Consider the following 18,430-nt stretch of genomic DNA (forward strand, 5'->3'; position numbering starts at 1 on the left):
GCCTAATCGTCTATCTCAGGGCGGTCCGCCCACATCGTGCGCAGCGGCCTCGAGATCGGCGAAAAACTCCGCCTGAACCTCGGTCGGGCGGAGGGAGGCGCGGGTGGTCATGCCGATTGTGCGGGCGAACTGTGCGGGCAGGCGTGCGAGTTCGCTCAGCCATCCGGCCTCGATCTCCACCTGCACCTGATCGGGCGATAGCAGGGCCAGCGAATTGCCGCCCATCATCACCTGCCGGATCATCATCACCGAGCCGCATTCGACCGGGACTTGAGGCAGGGGCAGGTCGTGCGCGGCGAAGTAACGGTCGAAACTGTCGCGCAGCGGCGTACCGCGCGGGGGCAGGGTGAAGGGATAGCGCGCCATGTCAGCTGGAGTGATGGGCGCTGCGGGCAAGGTGCCCGCCAGCGGATGGCCGCGCCGTGCGAAGACGGCGGGCACGTCCTCGAACAGCGGGTGCTGCGCGAGATCGGTCTCCAGCAGCGGATCGCGCAGAGCGCCTACCATCACGTCGAGGATGCCGCTGCGCAGCGGCTCGACCAGCTCCGCGCGCGATCCCTCCACGATGGTGAGGCGCACTTGCGGCCGGCGGGCCAGGAAGCGGGCGACAGCGGCAGGCAGGATACGGGCGCGCGACAGCGGCATGGCGCCGATGGAAATGCGCCGCGTCTCATAACCGCGCAGAGCCTCTATTTCGGACAGGCCGGCTTCCAGCTCGACTTGTGCCAGCCGGAACTCTCGGGCGAGCTGGGTGCCCGCCTCGGTCGTCATGACCGACTTGCCCCGGCGCACCACCAGCGGACGGCGTAGCGCCAGTGCCAGATCGTTTACTGCGCGGTGGATCGACGGCAGCGACAATCCCGTAGCGATGCTGGCGCCCGCATAACTGCCGGTTTCCGCCAGTGCCAGCATGGCGCGCAGGCGCGACATCGTGACATGCGGGCTGCGGACATGCGCCAGCGCGGCCTCGATCCGGGGGCTGAGAATATCGCCTGCGGGAGTTGTAATCATGCCGTCGTGGCGCCGTTCGAACAGCGGCAGGCCCAACTGTGCTTCGAGCCGGCCCAACGCCTGTGTTATCGCAGGCTGGCTGAGGTTCACGGCCAGAGCGGCGGCATTCACCGTTCCTAATTGCGCGATTTTTCCTACGGCACGCAGGTGCCGCAGGTTCAGGATCCATATCTCCATGATCTCACTCTTAGCCAAATCCTATAGCATTTGCCAAAGTTCTCTTTCCCCCCTGGCTCCGCATCCCCCATCTCATGATAGAGATAAGGAGCGCATGGCATGAGTGGTATCGTCGTCCAGAACATCGAGCGCGCGGACCTCGCAGTGATCGACGGCCTTGCCCAATGCGGCGTGGCGACCGTCCATGAAGCGCAGGGCCGCACCGGCCTGCTCGCCAGCTACATGCGCCCGATCTATCGCGGTGCGCGCATCGCCGGCTCTGCCGTTACCATCAGCGCGGCGCCGGGCGACAACTGGATGGTCCACGTCGCCATCGAGCAACTCAGGGAAGGCGACATCATAGTGCTCGCCCCGACCTCCCCTTGCGAGGACGGCTACTTCGGCGATCTGCTCGCCACCAGCGCAATCGCGCGTGGTTGCCGGGGGCTGGTGATCGATGCCGGGGTGCGCGACGTGCGCGATCTGACCGAGATGGAATTCCCCGTCTGGTCCAAGGCGATCTACGCGCAAGGTACGGTCAAGAACACGTTAGGTAGCGTCAACGTACCTGTCGTGTGCGCCAATGCGGCGGTGCAGCCGGGTGATGTCATCATCGCCGACGATGACGGCGTCTGCGTGGTGCCGCGTGCGAAAGCGGCGCAAGTCCTCGCCGCAGCGCAGGCCCGGGAAGCCAACGAAGGCGAAAAGCGCGACAAGCTGGCCTCCGGCTTGCTTGGCCTCGAGATGTACAAGATGCGCGAACGGCTTGAAAAGGAAGGCCTCAGGTATGTCTAAGGCGCTCGCCCCTCCGGCAAAAGTGGGGACCGGTCTTGCGCTCGGAAGGGGCGAAGAAGACGGAGCCGTTAGGTGCATGTGGATGCGGGGAGGGACGTCCAAGGGCGGCTATTTCCTCAAGGATGACCTGCCCGCGGACACCGCCGCGCGCGATGCGTTTCTGCTGGGCGTGATGGGTTCCCCCGACCCACGCCAGATCGACGGAATGGGCGGCGCCGACCCGCTGACCAGCAAAGTCGCCGTGGTGAGCAAGTCCATGCGCGAGGGGATCGACGTGGATTATCTGTTCTTGCAGGTTTTCGTCGACAAGGCTCTGGTTTCCGATCAGCAGAACTGCGGCAACATCCTCGCCGGCGTCGGCCCCTTCGCCATCGAGCGCGGCTTGGCCATGCCCACCGGCGATGAAACCCGCGTCGCAATCTTCATGGAGAACACCGGGCAGGTCGCGGTCGCCACGGTGCAGACGCCGGGCGGGGCGGTGACCTACAAAGGGGGCGCCGCGATAGACGGCGTTCCGGGCACGCACGCGCCAATCCCGCTGGAGTTTCGCGATACCGCAGGCTCCTCCTGCGGGGCGCTGCTGCCCTCGGGCAACGCGGTCGATGTGGTGAACGGAGTGCCGGTGACGCTGATCGACAATGGCATGCCCTGCGTGGTGATGAAGGCGCAGGATATCGGCGTCACCGGCTATGAGGACCGGGACACCCTCGATGCCGACACCCAGCTGAAAGCCCGGATCGAGGCGATCCGCCTTGCCGTTGGCGAGCGGATGAACCTGGGCGATGTTACCGATAAATCAGTGCCCAAGATGATGCTGGTGGCCCCGCCTCGCGGCGGCGGCGCGGTGACCGTGCGCAGCTTCATCCCGCACCGCGCCCATGCCACGATCGGCGTGCTCGGCGCGGTTTCGGTCGCCACGGCCTGCCTGATCGAAGGTTCACCCGCTGCCGAAGTGGCGCAGATCCCGCCGGATCCGCGCAAGATTCTCTCTGTCGAGCACCCGACCGGCGAGATGAGCTGCGTGCTCGAAACCGACGAAAGCGGCGCCGTCGTCAGCGCTGCCCTGCTGCGCACCGCGCGCAAGCTGATGGACGGGATCGTCTATGTCTGACCGTATCGTTTCCTGGCACGGCAATCCGTCGAAGCCGCTCTACACCCCGCCCCCCGGCGCGATAGACGCGCACTGCCATGTGTTCGGGCCGATGGCCCAGTTCCCGTTCAGCGCCAAGGCGAAATACTTACCCGAAGATGCCGGCCCGGACATGCTGTTCGCCCTGCGCGATCACTTGGGATTCATGCGCAATGTCATCGTTCAGGCGAGTTGCCACGGCACCGACAACGCCGCCACGCTCGACGCCATCGCCAGATCGCAAGGCAAGGCGAGGGGCGTCGCCGTGGTCGACCCGGCGATCTCCGAGGCCGAGCTTGCGGCCATGCACGAAGGCGGTATTCGCGGCATCCGCTTCAACTTCCTCAAGCGCCTCGTCGACGATGCGCCCAAGGACAGGTTTCTCGACGCCGCCAGTCGTCTGCCAGAGGGCTGGCATGTCGTGATCTACTTCGAAGCCGATATCCTCGACGAACTGCGGCCCTTCATGGACGCGATCCCGGTGCCGCTGGTGATCGATCACATGGGCCGCCCCGACGTAACCCAGGGGCCGGACGGCGCTGATATGAAGGCCTTCCGCCGCCTGCTCGATTCCCGCGACGACATCTGGTTCAAGGCTACCTGTCCCGACCGTCTGGATGCGGCGGGCGCTCCCTGGAACGCCTTCGCCGATGCAGTCGCGCCGCTGGTATCGGATTATCAGGACCGCGTGATATGGGGCACCGACTGGCCGCACCCCAATATGCAGGACAACGTCCCTGACGACGGCCATTTGGTCGATATGATCCCCCGCATCGCGCCCACCGCTGCGCTTCAGATGAAGCTCCTTGTGACGAACCCGATGCGGCTCTACTGGCCCGAGGAACCTGCGGCCAAGCATACGCGCGGCGCCGCACACTGTCTTGGCGACCATCCTTTCGCGAAAGATCTCGATCTGCCTGATGGCCTCCCGCCGGAATAAGCAGGAGGTGCAGGGCGGGCTTGTCGCTCCGCCCCGCAGAGCATCCCTAGAGGTCGAGCGCCGCCGTGAGGTCGCCCGGCGCAACGCCGCCCGCCGCGATCATGGCCTTTTCTCGCATGACGAGGCCGGGCAGCTTCTCCAGTCCGAAGCGGCGGGTGAGGAAGCGCGCGATCGAGCCGGTGTCGTAGATCGTGTGATCCACCGTTCCGCGCCGGGCATGGGGTGAGACGACGACGGCGGGAATGCGCGTGCCGGGGCCCCAGCGGTCACCCTTTGGCGGCGCGACGTGGTCCCACCATCCGCCGTTCTCGTCGAAGGTGATGATCACCATCATGCGCTCCCACTGCGGGCTGGCGCGCAGGGCGTCCATCACGGCGGCAAGGTGGCGGTCGCCGGCATCGATGTCCGAGTAGCCGGCGTGCATGTTGAGGTTGCCCTGCGGCTTGTAGAAGCTGACCGCAGGCAGGCTCCCTGCTTCGACATCGGCGAGGAAGTGATTGGTACGTGCGGTGCTGCCTTCGCCGGCGTCGCGCAAGTGTTCCTTGCGGTCCTGCGTGCCCGGGGCAAAGCGGCCGTAATAGTTGAAAGGCTGGTGGTGAGGCTGGAAGTTCGGGCGGGACGGGAATTGCATATTATTGCCATTGCCGCCCAGCGCTGCGTTCCAACCCCCGGCGTACCATGCCCAGCCAATCCCGCGCGCCGAAAGGACATCGCCGATCGTCTTGTGCTGCTGGGGCACTAGCGTGTGTCCGCTCGACCAGTCGGCATAGCCCGGCTTCGCGAGGTCGAGCTGGTAGGTCGGCGCATAAGGGGGGAGCATGGTGTTTACCGCCCAGAAGTCAGGCGAGAGCGTGCTGGGCGCGAAGCTGGCGGGGCCGTCCATCGCGCTGGCCGATGTCTTTGCCGCCAGCTTGAGCCGGATGCCGGCCGGGTCTGCACCTTCGATCTGCGCGATGCTTTTGGCGGGCGGGCCCTTGTCGGCATCGGGGTAGAAGGGCGGCTGCGCGGCGATGAGATATTGGTGATTCAGGAACGAGCCGCCGAAAGCACCCATGAAGAAGTTGTCGCAAAGCGTGAACTCGAGTGCGGTCTGCCACAGGCGCAGCTGCGCCCGGCTGTCGGCATAGTGCCCCATGACCAGAGCGCCGCTGTCACCCCAGGCGACGAAACCATCGTTGCGTCCGCCGTTGATCTGCCACTGGTTCTGGTAGAATGCATGGACGAGATCGCGCGTCACCACGCCCTGCGGCAATGGATCGCCATCGGGGGTTTTCAGCGCGAAGGGAGCGTTGGGCAGAAGCGGCAGGTCGTCCGGGCCGATGGCGTATTCGGTGTGTTCGACCACCTGTTTGTCCGGGACGAGGCCTTCCCAGATCTTGGGCAGCCTGTCGAATGGCTTGCCGTCGCGGTCGCGCTGGATGCAACGGTCCGCAGGGACGGAGGCGAGTGGTTGCTCCAGCCCCGGAAAATCGGCGAAGAGATTGTTGAAGCTGCGGTTTTCGGCATAAATCACCACCACCGTGTCGATCGCTTCCCGCAGCCTGGCGTCGCTAACCGGGCGGGCAGGTCCCTTGTGGATTCCGCGTGCGTCGCGCGCCTGGGCGGCAGTGGCCGGGCCGCCTGCCGCAGCGGCTGCGCCCAAAGCGGCCAGACCTTCGAGGAACTTGCGCCTGTCAGCTTTGAGGGGCGCGGGATTGAGAGGCGTTGGGTGGTCGGAATCGTGCTTGGACATGGCGTTCCTCGACAATGCGGTGCAGCCCTCGACAGGCAGTGCGGGCCGCTTGTGGCGAGGAGACCCGCTACGTCAATCGCAAATGCCGCAAGCGTTGTGCATGGCCAGGCACGGGACCCAGGCGGGTTGTTTCGGCTAGTATCGATACCTGAGTATCGAAAACTTTATGCACGCTTCACAATACATGCGAAGACTTGCGCGGACCTTGGGTGGGAACTGGAAACTGGCCCCCACCCTGGCGCGTACCGAGTGCTTGTCGCTCAGGCTTCAGGCGGGTTTTTCGGCCTCGCCATCCGGGCGCTACGTGCCTTCGGCTTTGCGGCGGTATCACCTGCGGCCTTCTTTGCGCGCGGCTTCGGCGCATCGCCCGGCGCAGTGGCCGTGACTTCGGGCGCGCTTGCCGGTGCATCCTTGGTGGCAGCTTTTGCCCTGGTGCGGGGCGGCTTTGCGGGGCTCGGCTTTGCGGGAACATCGGGTACGACAGGCGCCTCGGCCTTGACCGGTGGCTTGACCTTCGCAGCGCTGGGCTTTTTCGCTGCGCTGGTTTTTGGAGCGGCCTTAGCCTTGGGAACGGGGGCAGATGCAGGGGCGGCTTCGACCGCCGGTTCCGTCACCGGCGACGCGGTTTCCGGACGACGACCGAGGCCCAGGCGCACGGAAACTTCCCGGCGCATTTCCGAATAGGCCGGGGCCACGATCGGATAGTCCTTGGACAGGTTGTAGCGTTCCCGATATTCGGCGGGGGTCAGGCCGTGGCTGGCAAGGTGGCGCTTGAGCGTCTTGTAAGGCTTGCCGTCGATCAAGCTGAGCAGATGATCGCGCGAAGCCAGGCTCTTGCGCACAGTCACGGCCGGTACGTATTCGGGCGCTGGTACGGGATCGGGTTCCACCTGGCCGGTAAGCGCTGCCCTGGTCGTCTGGATCAGACCGGCAAGGTCAGTACTCGCCACGCTGTTGTTCGCCACATAGGCACTCAGGAGTTGCACAGTCAGAGTGGTGAGATCGAGCTGTTCGGTTTCTGCCATGAGTTTCTCCCGGAAAGTGCCGCATAGTCGCCGCTGTATTTCGATCAGCGAACCCGATTGATGAGACGGCTATTAGTTACCAGCACATGACGAGGCTGCTCGTCAATGCAAATGACCATTTGCAGCGGCTTACGGGCGCTTGGGTGCACAATTGCACTCATCGAAAACCATTTGCGGCGTGAGGGTTCCGCCATCCGACTGCGTTGGCGACAAGCCGGACATCGCTGAACGAAATCCCAGGTTTACGTTATTCTAACCGTCTATAGGTATCCGCGAGAGATGTCCCGCTTCGCCCTTCCACGTTCTGCTTCTGCCTGGCGCGAAGCTGTCCTGACGGCGGTGGTCTATTTCGTCTGCGCATCGGCCGCGTTGCAACTCACGCGCTTCGACGGCGGTGTGGCGATAGTGTGGCCAGCGGGAGCGGTCCTGTTCGCGAAACTCGCCGCCACGCCCCGCCGGCGTTGGATTGGCATTACGCTGGCATGCGTGCCGGCCGGTCTTCTGACATCGTTCCTGTTCGGACTGCAAGGCGTCGTCTCTGTGCCCCTGCCGCTGGTCTGCATTGCCGAGGCTTATGCGGCGGCTTGGCTTGTCAAGCGGCTGTTCCCTCGCTTCGGACGTTTCCAGTCGGTGCCCGAGGTGGCCTGTTTCCTGGCCGTGGCGGGTGTGTTGGTTCCCGCGGGTTCAGCCTTCTTTGGAGCGCTTTGCGCGCTGGTTGCCCGGGGCATCCCTTATGGCTTGGCCTGGCGCGATTGGTATGCCGGTCACGCCCTGGGAATGGTGGCGTTCGCGCCGCCCCTGCTTTTGACATTTCGCGGGCAGACGCGCCAGTGGCTCGCTTCTGCCGGAGCTTCCCGATTGGGAGAAGCCGTTGGGCTCCTGGTGCTCGTGACGGCCGCGTCATTACTCACTTTCGGGCAGAACCGGATCCCGCTGGTGATGGTGCCGTTCCTGCCGATGATCGCGGCTACGGTCAGGCTCGGGCGGTTTGGCGCGGTGGCCTCGATCCTTATCCTGCTGACGATCGGGCTATCCTTCTCGCTCGCCGGCTATGGCCCGACGACAATGCTGCACGTCAGCATGGCGCTGAAGCTGCAGGTCCTGCAGATATACTTCGCCTCGATCGTACTCATCCTGCTGCCGCTTGCCGCTGAATTGCGGACCCGGCGCCGGATGCTCGACAGGCTACGTGCCGTCGAGGCATTGCACCGCCTCGTCCTCGACCGGACGAGCGACATCATCATCCGGCTGGGACTGGATGGAACCTTGCGCTACGCCTCGCCCGCGACCGAGCGCGTCTGGGGCTATCGTCCCGAAGAACTGATCGGGGGCGTGATGTTCCACCTCGTGTCGCCGGAAGACCTGCCCGGCGTCCTAGATGCGCGGCGCCGCGCGCTGGCCAATTCGGACGAAACCGCCATCGCCGAGTACCGGGTAATCCGCAAGGATGGCGCGATGGTATGGGTAGAAAGCCACATGCGCGCGACGATAGATGACGACGGCCGGGTGCGGGCACCGTCAGCATCGTGCGCGAGGTGACCGGGCGGCGCAAGCTCATGGAAGACCTGACCCACAAGGCGATGACCGATCCGCTGACCGGTGCGTACAACCGGCGGGCCTTCGACGAGGCGCTGTCGGCGCTGCTGGGATCGATACCCACCCATAGCGTGCTGGCCGATACCATACTGGCCGATGGCGTACTGGGCTGTCTCGCGGTTTTCGACCTCGACCATTTCAAGCAGATCAACGACCGGTATGGCCACGCGGCGGGTGACCTGGTGCTGGCCCGCTTCGTCGCGATCCTGCGCTCCAGCATGCGCGAAGGAGACCTGATCGCCCGGCTCGGAGGCGCGGAGTTCGCCGTGATCCTCAGCGGCATGCCAAGCGATCAGGCGCGCCTGGTGTGCGAGCGTGTCCGCAAGCGCCTCGAACAGACGGCCGTGCAGGACGCCTCGGGCGCAGTCATCCGCACGACTGTGAGCGTAGGCATAGCGCGCCTCGTTGCCGGGCAGGACAGCGGTGATGCAATGAAGAACGCGGATGGCGCGCTGTACCGGGCCAAGCAATCGGGCAGGAACCAGTCCGCCGACGCGGCCTGAGCGAGGGGCCGTGCGCGGTCGATTTCGCGTGGCATGCGCATCGTTCCTGGCGTATGCAGGAAGCCATGATCGAAATGGTGATAGAGCAGCGTCGGCGCAGTCTTGGCGGAGGGCTGGACGTCGGCCGCGTCCTGCCGTTCGCGAAGCGGCGCATGGTCGGCCCTTTCGTGTTTTTCGACCATATGGGACCGCTGGACGTGGCGGCCGGAGCGCCGCGCAGCCTGGACGTGCGCCCGCATCCGCACATCGGCCTTTCGACCGTGACATACCTATTCTCCGGCGAGATCGTTCACCGCGACAGCGTCGGTTCGCATCAGGCGATCCGGCCTCAGGAGGTGAACTGGATGACCGCAGGCAGCGGCATCACGCATAGCGAGCGTTTCGAGAAAGCGCGCAGTGTGGGCGATCACCTCCACGGCATCCAGGCATGGGTGGCCTTGCCTGATGGAGACGAGGAAACTGCGCCATCCTTCTCGCACCACGCCGGGGGCGACCTGCCGCAGTGGAGCGATGGCGGAGTGCGCGGCCAGTTGATCGCGGGCAGCGCCTATGGCCTTACCGCCAGCGTGCGCACGCATTCGCCGCTCTTCTACGCGCACCTCGACATGGACGCTGGCGCCCAGGCGGAAATCCCCGTGGGCCATGCCGAGCGCGCGATTTATATCGCCACCGGGGCGATCGAACTGGACGGCCAGCGCTATGGGGCAGGGCAGATGCTCGTGCTTGGCGCCGATGCCTCGCGCATGACGGCGGCTGAGGGTTCCACGGTCATGGTGCTGGGCGGTGAGCCGGTGGGGGAGCGTTTTCTCTACTGGAACTTCGTCTCGTCTTCGAAGGACCGGCTACGGCAGGCCGCTGCCGACTGGGATGCAGGCCGCATGAAGCTGCCCGATGCCGACGATCAGGAATTCATCCCCTTGCCCGACGACCCCTTCCTGAAATCGCCGCCGGCGATGTCATGATCGCGTAAGGTCAGATATCGGCCATTTCTTCCAGCTCGCGGTCGCCCGCGCCGAGGGCCACGAACTGGTCGAGCAGCCACAAAGCCGCCGGGCCCGGCGGCGTGTCGCGGCGCCAGATGCCGGCAAACCGGTAGGTCCCGCCGATGTGATCTGGCATTACGAGCCGGACCAGCGTGCCGGCCATAAGGTCGCCCTCGATCATCTGTAGCGGCATGTTGCCCCAGCCGATCCCCTGTCGCAGCAGGGCATGCTTTGCGCCAAGGTCCGCAAGGCGCCAGGTCTTGGGACTGACCACAGAATAATCCTGTCCCTCGGTGAAGCGCGAACGATCGGTCAGCACCAGCTGGATGTGTTCTCGCCCGGCGCCCGGCGGGATCAGCGTCATCTGCCCGAGCGGATGATCGGGCGCGGCGACAGGAACCATCGGCACGGATCCCGCTAACCGGCTTTCGATCCCCACGACCCCCGCAGACAGCGGCCCCGAAAGACCGATGATGCTTGTCCCGTCGAGCACCATGGCAGTCACCGCGCCCAGCGCTTCGACGTGGAGGCGTAGCTGGACGGTCGGGAACTGCGCCGCGAAATCGCGCAGGACCTGCCCGAGCCGCTCGGCAGGGAGCATGACGTCGACGGCCAGGTCGACTTCGGCTTCCAGCCCGTCGAGCAGGCCTTTCACCGTGGCGCGCAGGCCGTCGATCCCCTGCGCCACGCTGCGGGCCTCGGCCAGCACCGCGCGGCCTGCGACCGTCAGCTTGGGCTTGCGGGTGCCCTCGCGGTCGAACAAGATCAGGCCCAGCTGCGTTTCGAGATTGGCGATGCCATAACTGATGACCGAAACCGCACGATTGAGCTTGCGCCCGGCAGCGGCGAAACTGCCGGTATCGACGATCGCCAGCAGGATGCGCAGTTGATCCAGGGTGGGGGTGCCGGGATTGCTCACTTTTCTATTTCCTCGAACAAGCTGCGCTATTTTATCTCTCTGATCGAGAAAGCTGGTGAAGTCTAGATAGGTCTCAACGGGACGCAGAATGCGCCCCTCCACCGGAGACCTTACCATGATCGAACTTCGTCCCTTCGACAGCCTCGGCGGCGCAAACCACGGCTGGCTGGACGCCAAGCACCACTTTTCCTTCGCCGACTACCACGATCCCTCGCGCGTGCACTGGGGCAACCTGCGGGTCTGGAACGACGATACCATCGCGCCGAAGACCGGCTTTCCGCCGCACGCGCACCGCGACATGGAAATCATCACTTACGTTCGCGAAGGCGCGATCACGCATGAGGACGACCTTGGCAACAAGGGCCGTACCGAAGCGGGCGACGTGCAGGTGATGTCTGCCGGCACGGGCGTGCGCCACTCGGAATACAACCTGGAGGACGTCCCCACGCGCATTTTCCAGATATGGATCATCCCAACCCATAGCGGCGACGCACCCGCATGGGGCGCCAAGCCATTCCCCAAGGGCGAGCGTTCGGGCAAGTTCGTGACCCTCGCCTCGGGGTACGAGAACGACCACGACGCCTTGCCGATCCGCACCGATGCCCGCATCGTCGCGGCTACGCTGAAAGCAGGTGAAACAGCGGAATATCCGATCGGCAAGGATCGTAAGGGCTATCTGGTGCCCGCTACTGGCGCTGTCACGATTGATGACATCCGCGTGAATGCGCGCGACGGCGCGGCGATCAGCGACCTCGATGTGTTGCGGGTGACCGCGATCGAGGACAGCGAAATCGTTCTGGTCGACGCCGCCTGATGTGAAATGGAACCATGCCGCCTCGAAAGGGGCGGCATGGCTGTTTACGGGTGCCGGTCGACCACCGCAGGCATGTCGCTGGCGATAACTTCGTTCGCGCCCCGGCCGATCGACCAGAGGCGGCGCGCTGCCTTCGGGTCCCAGTCGATCGCCTGCCCCGGCGTGGAGATGCCGAGCGTTTCCAACAGTTCCAGGCGTGATCCAGCTTCGGGCAGCTTGAGTGCATAGACTTCGGGTCGATCGTGCCCCGTGGCGTAGATGATGCCATCCTCGCCCCAGCTAAGGCCCGAACAGCTCTTGGGTGCCATGCGGGCGAGCACTTCCTCAGGGAAGGCCCAACTTGCCTCGGCGCGGAACTGGTCGTCCATGCGCACCAGCATGGTCTGGCGATAGTCGCGGCCCGGTTGTCCGCCCTTGCCTTCGTAGTTGGCGAAAACTGCCCACCACTTGCCTTCATGACGGTCCATCACCGTCAGCGATCCGGGGCCGAAGCCCAGGCTGACGCTGCGGATGTGCTTCAGCGTGCGCGTGTCGAATACCTCCACCGCGCTGGTCTGCGGTACTGCCGGAAAGTTGGAGGCCGCGCAGACGAGTTCGGCCTTGACTACTGTGCAGCTGTTCATGTGCGGAAACAGGCGGCGTTCGCCTTGCCACTGCGCGACTTTTTCGCCGGTTGCGATGCGGTATTTGCCGATCCGGTCGTTGTCGATCGCATAGATATACGTGCCGTCTGACGCCGCACCTTGGTGCGCTTCCGCCGCCGTCATGCGCATCGCTATGGGGGCGGGCGGCGGGGAAGGGGTCTCTGCGGAAGGGGCCGACTGGGCTTGAGCAGCAGGCCAGCTAACAAGCGCGGACAGGCTGATCGCGCAAAATATCAACCGCTTCATAAAAGGCCTTTCGTCATCGAAAGTGCGTTTACGTCCGACATGCTACGCTAATGTGGCATGCAGGCGCTCGCGCCTTGCAGTTTATCGTGGGCACTGGCCTTAAGCCATTGCACAGGATGGCGCATCTCGTCGACGACATGCTGACCCAAGACCCGCGCATCACGCCCTTCCGCTCCAATCCAGGCGAAGCGCTGGCACGGCGCTGTGAGATCGACGCTCTCAGTGTCGCCGCCGATGCCCGAACGGCGATCACGAGGTTGGGGTAAGGGTTCCAATGCGCCCGGACATGCCTATATGGATCATGCGGCGCGCCCACGCAGATGGACCGCCCGGTTTGGGAGAGGAGATCAGAGTTCTCGAACCGGAAAGCAGGCCATGTATCTTCCAGCCCATGCCGCAGAGGCCCTAAGGTGAGGCCGCGTCGGCGCGGCATAGCCTCGGTCAACGCCGAAGTACGCGACGGAATCGTCCCGGCCGCAGGCTCGCTTGCACGCACGGATGATCTTGGACCGCCCCAGTCGAGCGCGAACTACCGGCTGGTCGCGCTGATCATTGCCTCAGCGCTGTTCATGGAGTTTGTAGACGCCACCGTGCTGGCGACTGCGCTGCCAACCATGGCCCGCGATTTCGGCGTCCGTCCGCAGGAAATGAGCGTCGCGCTGACATCGTACCTGCTGGCCCTGGCGATCTTCATTCCCGCATCGGGCGTACTGGCCGACCGCTTCGGATCACGCACCGTATTCCGAACCGCCATTCTGCTTTTCATGCTGGGCAGTCTTGCCTGCGGCCAATCTCCCACGCTGGAAACGATCGTCGTCTCCCGCTTCGTGCAGGGAATCGGCGGCGCCATGATGATCCCGGTCGGACGGCTCGTGCTGCTGCGCTCGGTCGCCAAGCGCGACATGGTGAACGCGATGTCGTGGCTGCTGGTGCCAGCCTTGATCGGGCCGATCGTTGGCCCGCCGCTGGGCGGCTTCATCGTGACCTATCTGGATTGGCGCTGGATTTTCTACATCAATTTGCCCGTGGGCGCGCTCGGGTTTTGGCTGGTCGGCCGTTTCATCGCCAATATCCGCGAGGATGAACCGCCCCGTTTCGATACCCTGGGCTTCATTCTCAGCGGTGTGTCCCTGGGTTGCCTGCTGTTCGGCTTCGAGATGGTCAGTCGCCCCGGGGAGGGGGCCATGGCATCGACTTTGGTTGCGATCGGCATGGTTGCCGGCGTGTTCTACATTCGCCATGCGCGGGGCCGCGTCGGCGCGATCCTGGACCTCGGTCTGCTTAAGGACGAAACCTTCCGCCTGGCCGTGATCGCCGGTTCGATCACCCGCATCACCCAGGGAGCGCAGCCATTCCTCTTGCCGCTGATGATGCAGGTGGGCCTTGGCCTTTCGGCGGCGCGCAGTGGCACGATCACCGTGGCGACTGCGATCGGCTCGCTTGCGATGAAAAGCATGGCGCAGCGGGTACTGCGTCGGTTCGGTTTCCGCCGTGCCCTGATCTGGAACGGCGTGATCGCCACCGCAGGCTACGCAATCTGCGGGCTGTTCAGCGCGTCCTGGCCGGTATGGGCAATGTTCTGCGTTCTTGCCTTCTCGGGCTTTTTCATGTCGTTTCAGTTTACCGCCTACAACACCATCGCTTACGCTGGCGTGGACAAGCAGCATATGAGCAGCGCTACGGCGTTCTATTCCACCTTCCAGCAGTTGATGCTGTCACTGGGGATTTGCGTGGCGGCGGTGGCGCTGCACCTGGCGATGGTGACTAACGGCAATACGGCACCGACCATGGGCGATTTCTCGGCGGCATTCTGGGTGGTCACGGCGATATCGCTGACTGCTACCGTTTGGAACCTGCGCTTCGCACCCGATGCCGGTGCCGAGATCAGCGGCCACGCGGAGGCAGAAGCGGATGAGGGGGAACGTTCGGCCGCCTAGTGCAGCCGTGCCTTTAGGATTGGGCGCAGCAGGTAATTGAGCACGCTGCGCTTGCCGTTGAGGATGTCCACTTCGGCCACCATCCCTGGAATGATAGGCAGCGGCTTGCCGTCCCGGATCAGGTTCGCGCCGTCTGTGCGGATCAGAACCTGATAATAGGCCTCCTTGCCGCGCACGGTTTCTTCCTCGACGGTGTCGGCGCCGATCCGTTCGACCTTGCCGTTGAGGTCTCCGTAGATCGTGTAGTCGTAAGCGGTGATCATGACCTTGGCCGGCATGCCGGGGACGATGAAGGCGACATCGCGCGGGCGGATGCGCGCCTCGATCAGCAGGCGGTCTTCCATCGGTGTGACTTCCATGATCGGCTCGCCCGGTTGCACCACACCGCCGCGCGTGTTGATCAAAACGGTGTTCACCCTCCCGTGCACCGGGGACCGGATTTCGGTGCGCCGCAACTGGTCGCTGCGCTGCTGCACGATCGGAGTTATCGCACTCAGTTCCGCCTGCTTGTTGGCCAGTTCGGTATAGGCTTCCTGCGCGTAGGTATTCTCCAGTTCAACCAGCTTGCCGTTATAGGTGGCGATATCCTGCTGCAGCTTGAGAGCTTCCATCTCGCTTACCACCTTGTGCGCGGTCAGGGGCTGGACGATGGCTAGCTGCCCCTGAGCGATACGCATCTGTTGATGCAGGGTCCGGCGGCCTTCTTCCAGCTTGCTGCGGCGCATGCGAACAACTCCCGCTCAGATCGTGCGACAGAGCTATCGCCCGGAACTTCAGGGGGGAAGCTGATCGCGCCCTTGCCCAGCACTTCCGACTGGAGCCGGGCAATTGCTGCCTTGAGCACAGTGGCCTGATTGGCGGTCTCATCGAAGGAAGTCTGGAAATGCGTACGGTCCAGCCGAACCAGCGGCTGCCCGCGCCGCACCATGTCGCCTTCGCGCACCAGCAGGTCACCCAGAATGCCGCCTTCCAGGCTCTGGATTTTCTGCATCCGGCTGACTGGGACTACCCGCCCTTCGCCGCGGGTCACTTCGTCGATCCGGGCCAACGCTGCCCAGGCAACAGCCACTACGATACAGCCCAGCACTGCCCACAGCAGTGGCCGGTAAAGCGGATGTGCGGTCGCCCTGTCCGACGTTGAAGATGATGTCATCGCCGCTACCGCCATTGATATGTTCAACCGTGGTAGTGCCTGCCATCACATCATCGCCAATAGTGCCGTTCACATCAACCTGGCCGAGTTTCAGCGATAGCCCGTTCGGACTGAGGTCCAGCAGATGAGCGGCACTTTCATTGCCCTGCTGGTCTACAGACACCACGCCAAACAATATCTGTGCCCCCAGGTTGAGGATGTTGGTGATGCTCAGCCCGAAATGAATGAGCGTGGTGGCGGAAAGCAGATTGATCGAGAAATGGCCGCTGCTGTCAGCGGTAACCGGCAACAACGCCAGAATCAGTGCCGGGGTGATCAGGCGAACCTCAACCGTCGAGTTAGGCTCGCTCGTGTCGGTGAAGCCGAAGCGCGGGCCTAGCGGATTGAGGCTGAGTCAAGGGCGAAATTGCCCACCCTTACAGGCTTTTCGATGTTGGATCCGACGGCGATCGTCAGCAGGTTGTTGGTCAGCATCAGCGCCGGCGGAGGAGTAGTTTCGGTATTCCCGAGGGCAGGGAATCGACGATGGTGCTGGCAAGAGGGCTGGTATTGCCAGCCATCCCCATCGGTCAGGGTGAGGAGGGCTCCTAACTCGGCGCTACCGGCAAGTTCTGTGCCGTCAATGAGGTCGATATGCGGCGGAGCAGGTGGCAATGAGGCTACCGTGGCGCTGGTCTGCGGCCCGATGTTGGGACCGCCACCGTGCCCTCGATCGCCTGGACTGGCGCGGAACTGATACCGGCGGTTGTCGACGAAATCTTTGTGGCGACAGGCATTTTACGATCTCCCACGAAAGGCGAACCTAGATTGGAGGACCCCGGTGTCACGGCGAGCGCAACGCACGATCAGGATGCGGCATGGGGTGAAAACCTCGATCCCGGCCGAGGTAGGCCACACCGCATCATCCGGCCGCGTCGATGCCGAATGATGCGATATTTTCTGCTGTTTGCCGTCTTGATTCTTCACGGATGGGGATAGGGGTTTGGCAGGATTCGCCAATTCGGAACTCGTCCGATTTCGATTGAATTGTCCGGGAACCAAATGCTTCCGCAGCTTAGCGAAATCCTGCCGCATACTGGAGGCTCGAAAACGGATGAAGTTGATGCCGCGCAGGATGCGGGAGCAAGGCTTTGGGGCTTGGCGGCGATGGCGCGAGCAGCCTAAGTCAGCCAATCCTGCGCCTGGACGGGTAGACATGAGGGGCGGCGAGCTTGCGGCGACTTATCGCATCGTGCCGATGATTATCCGGGAGCCTTGGCGGGCGGCGGATGTTTTCCACGTCCTGCCAACCATTTCACACCAGTCATGGCTATCTGCAAAGAATGTGCTATGGGCGTCGACGCTGATGTCGCCATCGACGGATATCGGGCCGCTTCAGCTGCTCCCTTTGTCCCTTAGTTGCTTCGCGAAGCCGGGATGCACCACGTTGGTGTATGCCCGCCAACCTCGGACAAGGAATGCGTCCCATGATTACCGGAAAAGTAAAGTTCTTCAACGCCGACAAGGGTTATGGTTTTATCGCGCCTGAGGGCGGCGGTGACGACGCTTTCGTGCACATCTCGGCCGTTGAGCGCGCTGGCATGCGCACCCTCGACAAGGAACAGCGCGTTTCTTACGAGCTGGAAACCGATCGCCGTGGCAAGACCTCGGCCGTCAACCTTCAGCCGGCCTGAACGGTTTAACGGAAGCGGCGCGCCTTTCAGGTGCGCCGCTTTTCCGATTCAAGATGATCAGAAGAGAACTAGGTAGCAGTTGATGGCAGGATACAAGGAACCGGGCATTCAGGACCGGGTGAATGCCGCCGCGCAGGCTCGGGCGAAAGCCCTTGAGCTGCTGAAGTCGAAGGCCCCGATCGACCCGGCCGTGCAGGCAGAGCGTCTGGCGAAGGCCGCCGAGCGCGAGGCCGCTCAGGCCGCCAAGCGCGAGGCCACCAAGGCCGCCCGTGAAGCGAAGATTGCTGAAAAGGCCGCTAAGGCCGAACAGGCAAAGCTTGACGCGATCGCGGCTGCCCCGCCTCCCGAACTTACCGAAGCCGAACGCAAGGCGGCTCGCGATGCGAAGTACGCTGCGCGCAAGGCACGCCGGAAGTAAACTGACACTTCCGAAAGGTGCCGTGATGATCGAGCCAATGCTGCAGCCAACGGCGGAAGACGAACTGATCGGCACCGCTCGCGTGCCCGATGGCGTGGAGCTGAAGCTCGTGCGCAATGGCGATGATTTCGCCATTCTTCTCGACCGCAACGAGCTGATGAGCACGGACATCATCGCATCGGAAGAAGCGCTTGCGACGATGACGTGCGAGCGTCTGGGCGACCGTGCAGCGCCGCAGCTGCTGATCGGTGGTTACGGTATGGGCTTCACCCTCCGCGCCGCGCTTGCCGCACTGGGCGACGATGCGAGCGTGACGGTGGTGGAGATCGTCCCCGAGATCATCGAATGGGCGCGCGGCCCGATGCGGGAACTGACGGGTAATTGCCTGGAAGATCCGCGCGTCGTGCTCGTCAGCGACGATGTCGCGATGCTCATCGATTCGGGGCGGGACGCTTACGACGCGATCCTGCTCGATGTCGACAATGGCCCCGAAGGGCTCACGCGGCGTCTGAATGACCACCTTTATTCGCCGCACGGCCTGCGGGCTGCCATGGCTGCGCTCAGGCCCGGCGGCGTGCTTGCAATCTGGTCTGCTACTCCCGAGCCCAAGTTCACCGTTGAACTGGCGGAAGCCGGTTTCGAGGTGGAGGCATTGGAAGTGAAGGCCTACACCAACGGCAAGGGCCACGATCACGTGATCTGGTTCGCCCGGAAGGCCTGAGAATAGACGGGCCGGTGAAGACTGGCTCGCCAGAC

At 63.9% G+C, this 18,430-nt stretch carries 19 protein-coding genes and 1 pseudogene; 13 read left to right on the top strand and 7 right to left on the bottom strand.

The window, feature by feature from the left end; all coding sequences use genetic code 11:
* Positions 1-15: 15 nt before the first annotated feature.
* Positions 16-1,188: a LysR family transcriptional regulator gene (locus TQ38_RS25040; RefSeq protein ID WP_043970461.1), complete on the bottom strand. Its 1,173-nt coding sequence runs from the start codon at positions 1,186-1,188 to the stop codon at positions 16-18.
* Between the two features lie 99 nt (positions 1,189-1,287).
* Here TQ38_RS25040 and ligK point away from each other — a divergent pair, with 99 nt between their 5' ends.
* The 3 genes and pseudogenes from ligK to TQ38_RS25055 all read left to right on the top strand — a co-directional run.
* Positions 1,288-1,962 carry a 4-carboxy-4-hydroxy-2-oxoadipate aldolase/oxaloacetate decarboxylase gene (ligK, locus tag TQ38_RS25045; RefSeq protein WP_043970463.1) on the top strand — a complete coding sequence of 225 codons (675 nt, stop codon included), beginning with the start codon at positions 1,288-1,290 and terminating at the stop codon, positions 1,960-1,962.
* A gap of 76 nt (positions 1,963-2,038) precedes the next feature.
* Positions 2,039-3,073, top strand: a complete 1,035-nt coding sequence (locus TQ38_RS25050) for a 4-oxalomesaconate tautomerase (protein ID WP_043970465.1) — start codon at positions 2,039-2,041, stop codon at positions 3,071-3,073.
* Positions 3,066-3,935: pseudogene (locus TQ38_RS25055) on the top strand (amidohydrolase family protein); the annotation flags it as partial. The gene TQ38_RS25050 and the pseudogene TQ38_RS25055, both read left to right, overlap by 8 nt.
* Before the next feature lie 142 nt (positions 3,936-4,077).
* Here TQ38_RS25055 and acpA read toward each other — a convergent pair.
* Positions 4,078-5,763 carry an acid phosphatase gene (acpA, locus tag TQ38_RS25060; protein WP_043970468.1) on the bottom strand — a complete coding sequence of 562 codons (1,686 nt, stop codon included), beginning with the start codon at positions 5,761-5,763 and terminating at the stop codon, positions 4,078-4,080.
* 260 nt (positions 5,764-6,023) lie between these two features.
* On the bottom strand, positions 6,024-6,788 hold the full coding sequence (locus TQ38_RS25065; RefSeq protein ID WP_082057490.1) for a MucR family transcriptional regulator: 765 nt from the start codon (positions 6,786-6,788) through the stop codon (positions 6,024-6,026).
* Positions 6,789-7,067: 279 nt separating this feature from the next.
* Between TQ38_RS25065 and TQ38_RS25070 the strand changes: the two genes are divergently transcribed.
* The 3 genes from TQ38_RS25070 to TQ38_RS25075 all read left to right on the top strand — a co-directional run bounded on the left by TQ38_RS25070 (position 7,068) and on the right by TQ38_RS25075 (position 9,849).
* Positions 7,068-8,327 carry an MASE1 domain-containing protein gene (locus TQ38_RS25070; protein ID WP_043970469.1) on the top strand — a complete coding sequence of 420 codons (1,260 nt, stop codon included), beginning with the start codon at positions 7,068-7,070 and terminating at the stop codon, positions 8,325-8,327.
* Entirely contained in the window at positions 8,315-8,887 is a 573-nt protein-coding gene (locus tag TQ38_RS31115) for a GGDEF domain-containing protein (protein ID WP_240198095.1), read from the top strand. The genes TQ38_RS25070 and TQ38_RS31115 overlap by 13 nt, the downstream gene beginning before the upstream one ends.
* A gap of 65 nt (positions 8,888-8,952) precedes the next feature.
* Entirely contained in the window at positions 8,953-9,849 is an 897-nt protein-coding gene (locus TQ38_RS25075; protein WP_043970807.1) for a pirin family protein, read from the top strand.
* 10 nt (positions 9,850-9,859) lie between these two features.
* Here TQ38_RS25075 and TQ38_RS25080 read toward each other — a convergent pair whose 3' ends face one another.
* On the bottom strand, positions 9,860-10,789 hold the full coding sequence (locus tag TQ38_RS25080) for a LysR family transcriptional regulator (RefSeq protein ID WP_043970471.1): 930 nt from the start codon (positions 10,787-10,789) through the stop codon (positions 9,860-9,862).
* A 115-nt stretch (positions 10,790-10,904) separates the two neighbouring features.
* On the opposite strand from TQ38_RS25080, the gene TQ38_RS25085 reads away from it, so the two are divergent.
* Entirely contained in the window at positions 10,905-11,603 is a 699-nt protein-coding gene (locus TQ38_RS25085; protein ID WP_043970473.1) for a pirin family protein, read from the top strand.
* Between the two features lie 44 nt (positions 11,604-11,647).
* Here TQ38_RS25085 and TQ38_RS25090 read toward each other — a convergent pair whose 3' ends face one another.
* Positions 11,648-12,493, bottom strand: a complete 846-nt coding sequence (locus tag TQ38_RS25090) for a hypothetical protein (protein WP_043970475.1) — start codon at positions 12,491-12,493, stop codon at positions 11,648-11,650.
* A 74-nt stretch (positions 12,494-12,567) separates the two neighbouring features.
* Here TQ38_RS25090 and TQ38_RS25095 point away from each other — a divergent pair, with 74 nt between their 5' ends.
* Together TQ38_RS25095 and TQ38_RS25100 are read left to right on the top strand one after the other, a co-directional pair.
* On the top strand, positions 12,568-12,759 hold the full coding sequence (locus tag TQ38_RS25095) for a hypothetical protein (RefSeq protein WP_162792371.1): 192 nt from the start codon (positions 12,568-12,570) through the stop codon (positions 12,757-12,759).
* Between the two features lie 144 nt (positions 12,760-12,903).
* Positions 12,904-14,430: an MFS transporter gene (locus tag TQ38_RS25100; protein ID WP_205316151.1), complete on the top strand. Its 1,527-nt coding sequence runs from the start codon at positions 12,904-12,906 to the stop codon at positions 14,428-14,430.
* Here the strand turns inward: TQ38_RS25100 and TQ38_RS30715 are convergent.
* Both TQ38_RS30715 and TQ38_RS30720 read right to left on the bottom strand, forming a co-directional pair.
* Positions 14,427-15,155: an HlyD family efflux transporter periplasmic adaptor subunit gene (locus tag TQ38_RS30715; RefSeq protein WP_205316152.1), complete on the bottom strand. Its 729-nt coding sequence runs from the start codon at positions 15,153-15,155 to the stop codon at positions 14,427-14,429. The two genes, TQ38_RS25100 and TQ38_RS30715, sit on opposite strands and share 4 nt — an antisense overlap.
* Positions 15,083-15,583: a biotin/lipoyl-binding protein gene (locus TQ38_RS30720; protein ID WP_205316153.1), complete on the bottom strand. Its 501-nt coding sequence runs from the start codon at positions 15,581-15,583 to the stop codon at positions 15,083-15,085. Before TQ38_RS30720 ends, TQ38_RS30715 begins: the two co-directional genes overlap by 73 nt.
* A 124-nt stretch (positions 15,584-15,707) precedes the next feature.
* Between TQ38_RS30720 and TQ38_RS30160 the strand changes: the two genes are divergently transcribed.
* From TQ38_RS30160 to TQ38_RS25120, 4 genes are all read left to right on the top strand, one after another.
* Positions 15,708-15,962, top strand: coding sequence for a hypothetical protein (locus TQ38_RS30160; RefSeq protein WP_162792372.1), 255 nt, complete (start codon positions 15,708-15,710; stop codon positions 15,960-15,962).
* 1,087 nt (positions 15,963-17,049) lie between these two features.
* Positions 17,050-17,256, top strand: coding sequence for a cold-shock protein (locus TQ38_RS25110; RefSeq protein ID WP_007684000.1), 207 nt, complete (start codon positions 17,050-17,052; stop codon positions 17,254-17,256).
* Between the two features lie 82 nt (positions 17,257-17,338).
* Entirely contained in the window at positions 17,339-17,674 is a 336-nt protein-coding gene (locus TQ38_RS25115) for a DUF6481 family protein (RefSeq protein WP_043970482.1), read from the top strand.
* 25 nt (positions 17,675-17,699) lie between these two features.
* Positions 17,700-18,395: a spermidine synthase gene (locus tag TQ38_RS25120; protein WP_043970484.1), complete on the top strand. Its 696-nt coding sequence runs from the start codon at positions 17,700-17,702 to the stop codon at positions 18,393-18,395.
* The last annotated feature ends 35 nt before the right edge of the window (positions 18,396-18,430 follow it).

This window comes from Novosphingobium sp. P6W, from assembly GCF_000876675.2.
In the GTDB taxonomy this organism is placed as follows: Bacteria; Pseudomonadota; Alphaproteobacteria; order Sphingomonadales; family Sphingomonadaceae; genus Novosphingobium.

What these genes read in the sequence shown, in the direction of transcription:
- TQ38_RS30720 (WP_205316153.1), bottom strand. Translation starts at nt 15,583, where the DNA reads ATGACATCATCTTCAACGTCGGACAGGGCGACCGCACATCCGCTTTAC.
- TQ38_RS25065 (WP_082057490.1), bottom strand. Translation starts at nt 6,788, where the DNA reads ATGGCAGAAACCGAACAGCTCGATCTCACCACTCTGACTGTGCAACTC.
- TQ38_RS25120 (WP_043970484.1), top strand. Translation starts at nt 17,700, where the DNA reads ATGATCGAGCCAATGCTGCAGCCAACGGCGGAAGACGAACTGATCGGC.
- TQ38_RS30715 (WP_205316152.1), bottom strand. Translation starts at nt 15,155, where the DNA reads ATGCGCCGCAGCAAGCTGGAAGAAGGCCGCCGGACCCTGCATCAACAG.
- TQ38_RS25110 (WP_007684000.1), top strand. Translation starts at nt 17,050, where the DNA reads ATGATTACCGGAAAAGTAAAGTTCTTCAACGCCGACAAGGGTTATGGT.
- acpA (WP_043970468.1), bottom strand. Translation starts at nt 5,763, where the DNA reads ATGTCCAAGCACGATTCCGACCACCCAACGCCTCTCAATCCCGCGCCC.
- TQ38_RS25075 (WP_043970807.1), top strand. Translation starts at nt 8,953, where the DNA reads ATGATCGAAATGGTGATAGAGCAGCGTCGGCGCAGTCTTGGCGGAGGG.
- TQ38_RS25090 (WP_043970475.1), bottom strand. Translation starts at nt 12,493, where the DNA reads ATGAAGCGGTTGATATTTTGCGCGATCAGCCTGTCCGCGCTTGTTAGC.
- TQ38_RS25115 (WP_043970482.1), top strand. Translation starts at nt 17,339, where the DNA reads ATGGCAGGATACAAGGAACCGGGCATTCAGGACCGGGTGAATGCCGCC.
- TQ38_RS25085 (WP_043970473.1), top strand. Translation starts at nt 10,905, where the DNA reads ATGATCGAACTTCGTCCCTTCGACAGCCTCGGCGGCGCAAACCACGGC.
- TQ38_RS25070 (WP_043970469.1), top strand. Translation starts at nt 7,068, where the DNA reads ATGTCCCGCTTCGCCCTTCCACGTTCTGCTTCTGCCTGGCGCGAAGCT.
- ligK (WP_043970463.1), top strand. Translation starts at nt 1,288, where the DNA reads ATGAGTGGTATCGTCGTCCAGAACATCGAGCGCGCGGACCTCGCAGTG.
- TQ38_RS25050 (WP_043970465.1), top strand. Translation starts at nt 2,039, where the DNA reads ATGTGGATGCGGGGAGGGACGTCCAAGGGCGGCTATTTCCTCAAGGAT.
- TQ38_RS25040 (WP_043970461.1), bottom strand. Translation starts at nt 1,188, where the DNA reads ATGGAGATATGGATCCTGAACCTGCGGCACCTGCGTGCCGTAGGAAAA.
- TQ38_RS30160 (WP_162792372.1), top strand. Translation starts at nt 15,708, where the DNA reads ATGAGCGGCACTTTCATTGCCCTGCTGGTCTACAGACACCACGCCAAA.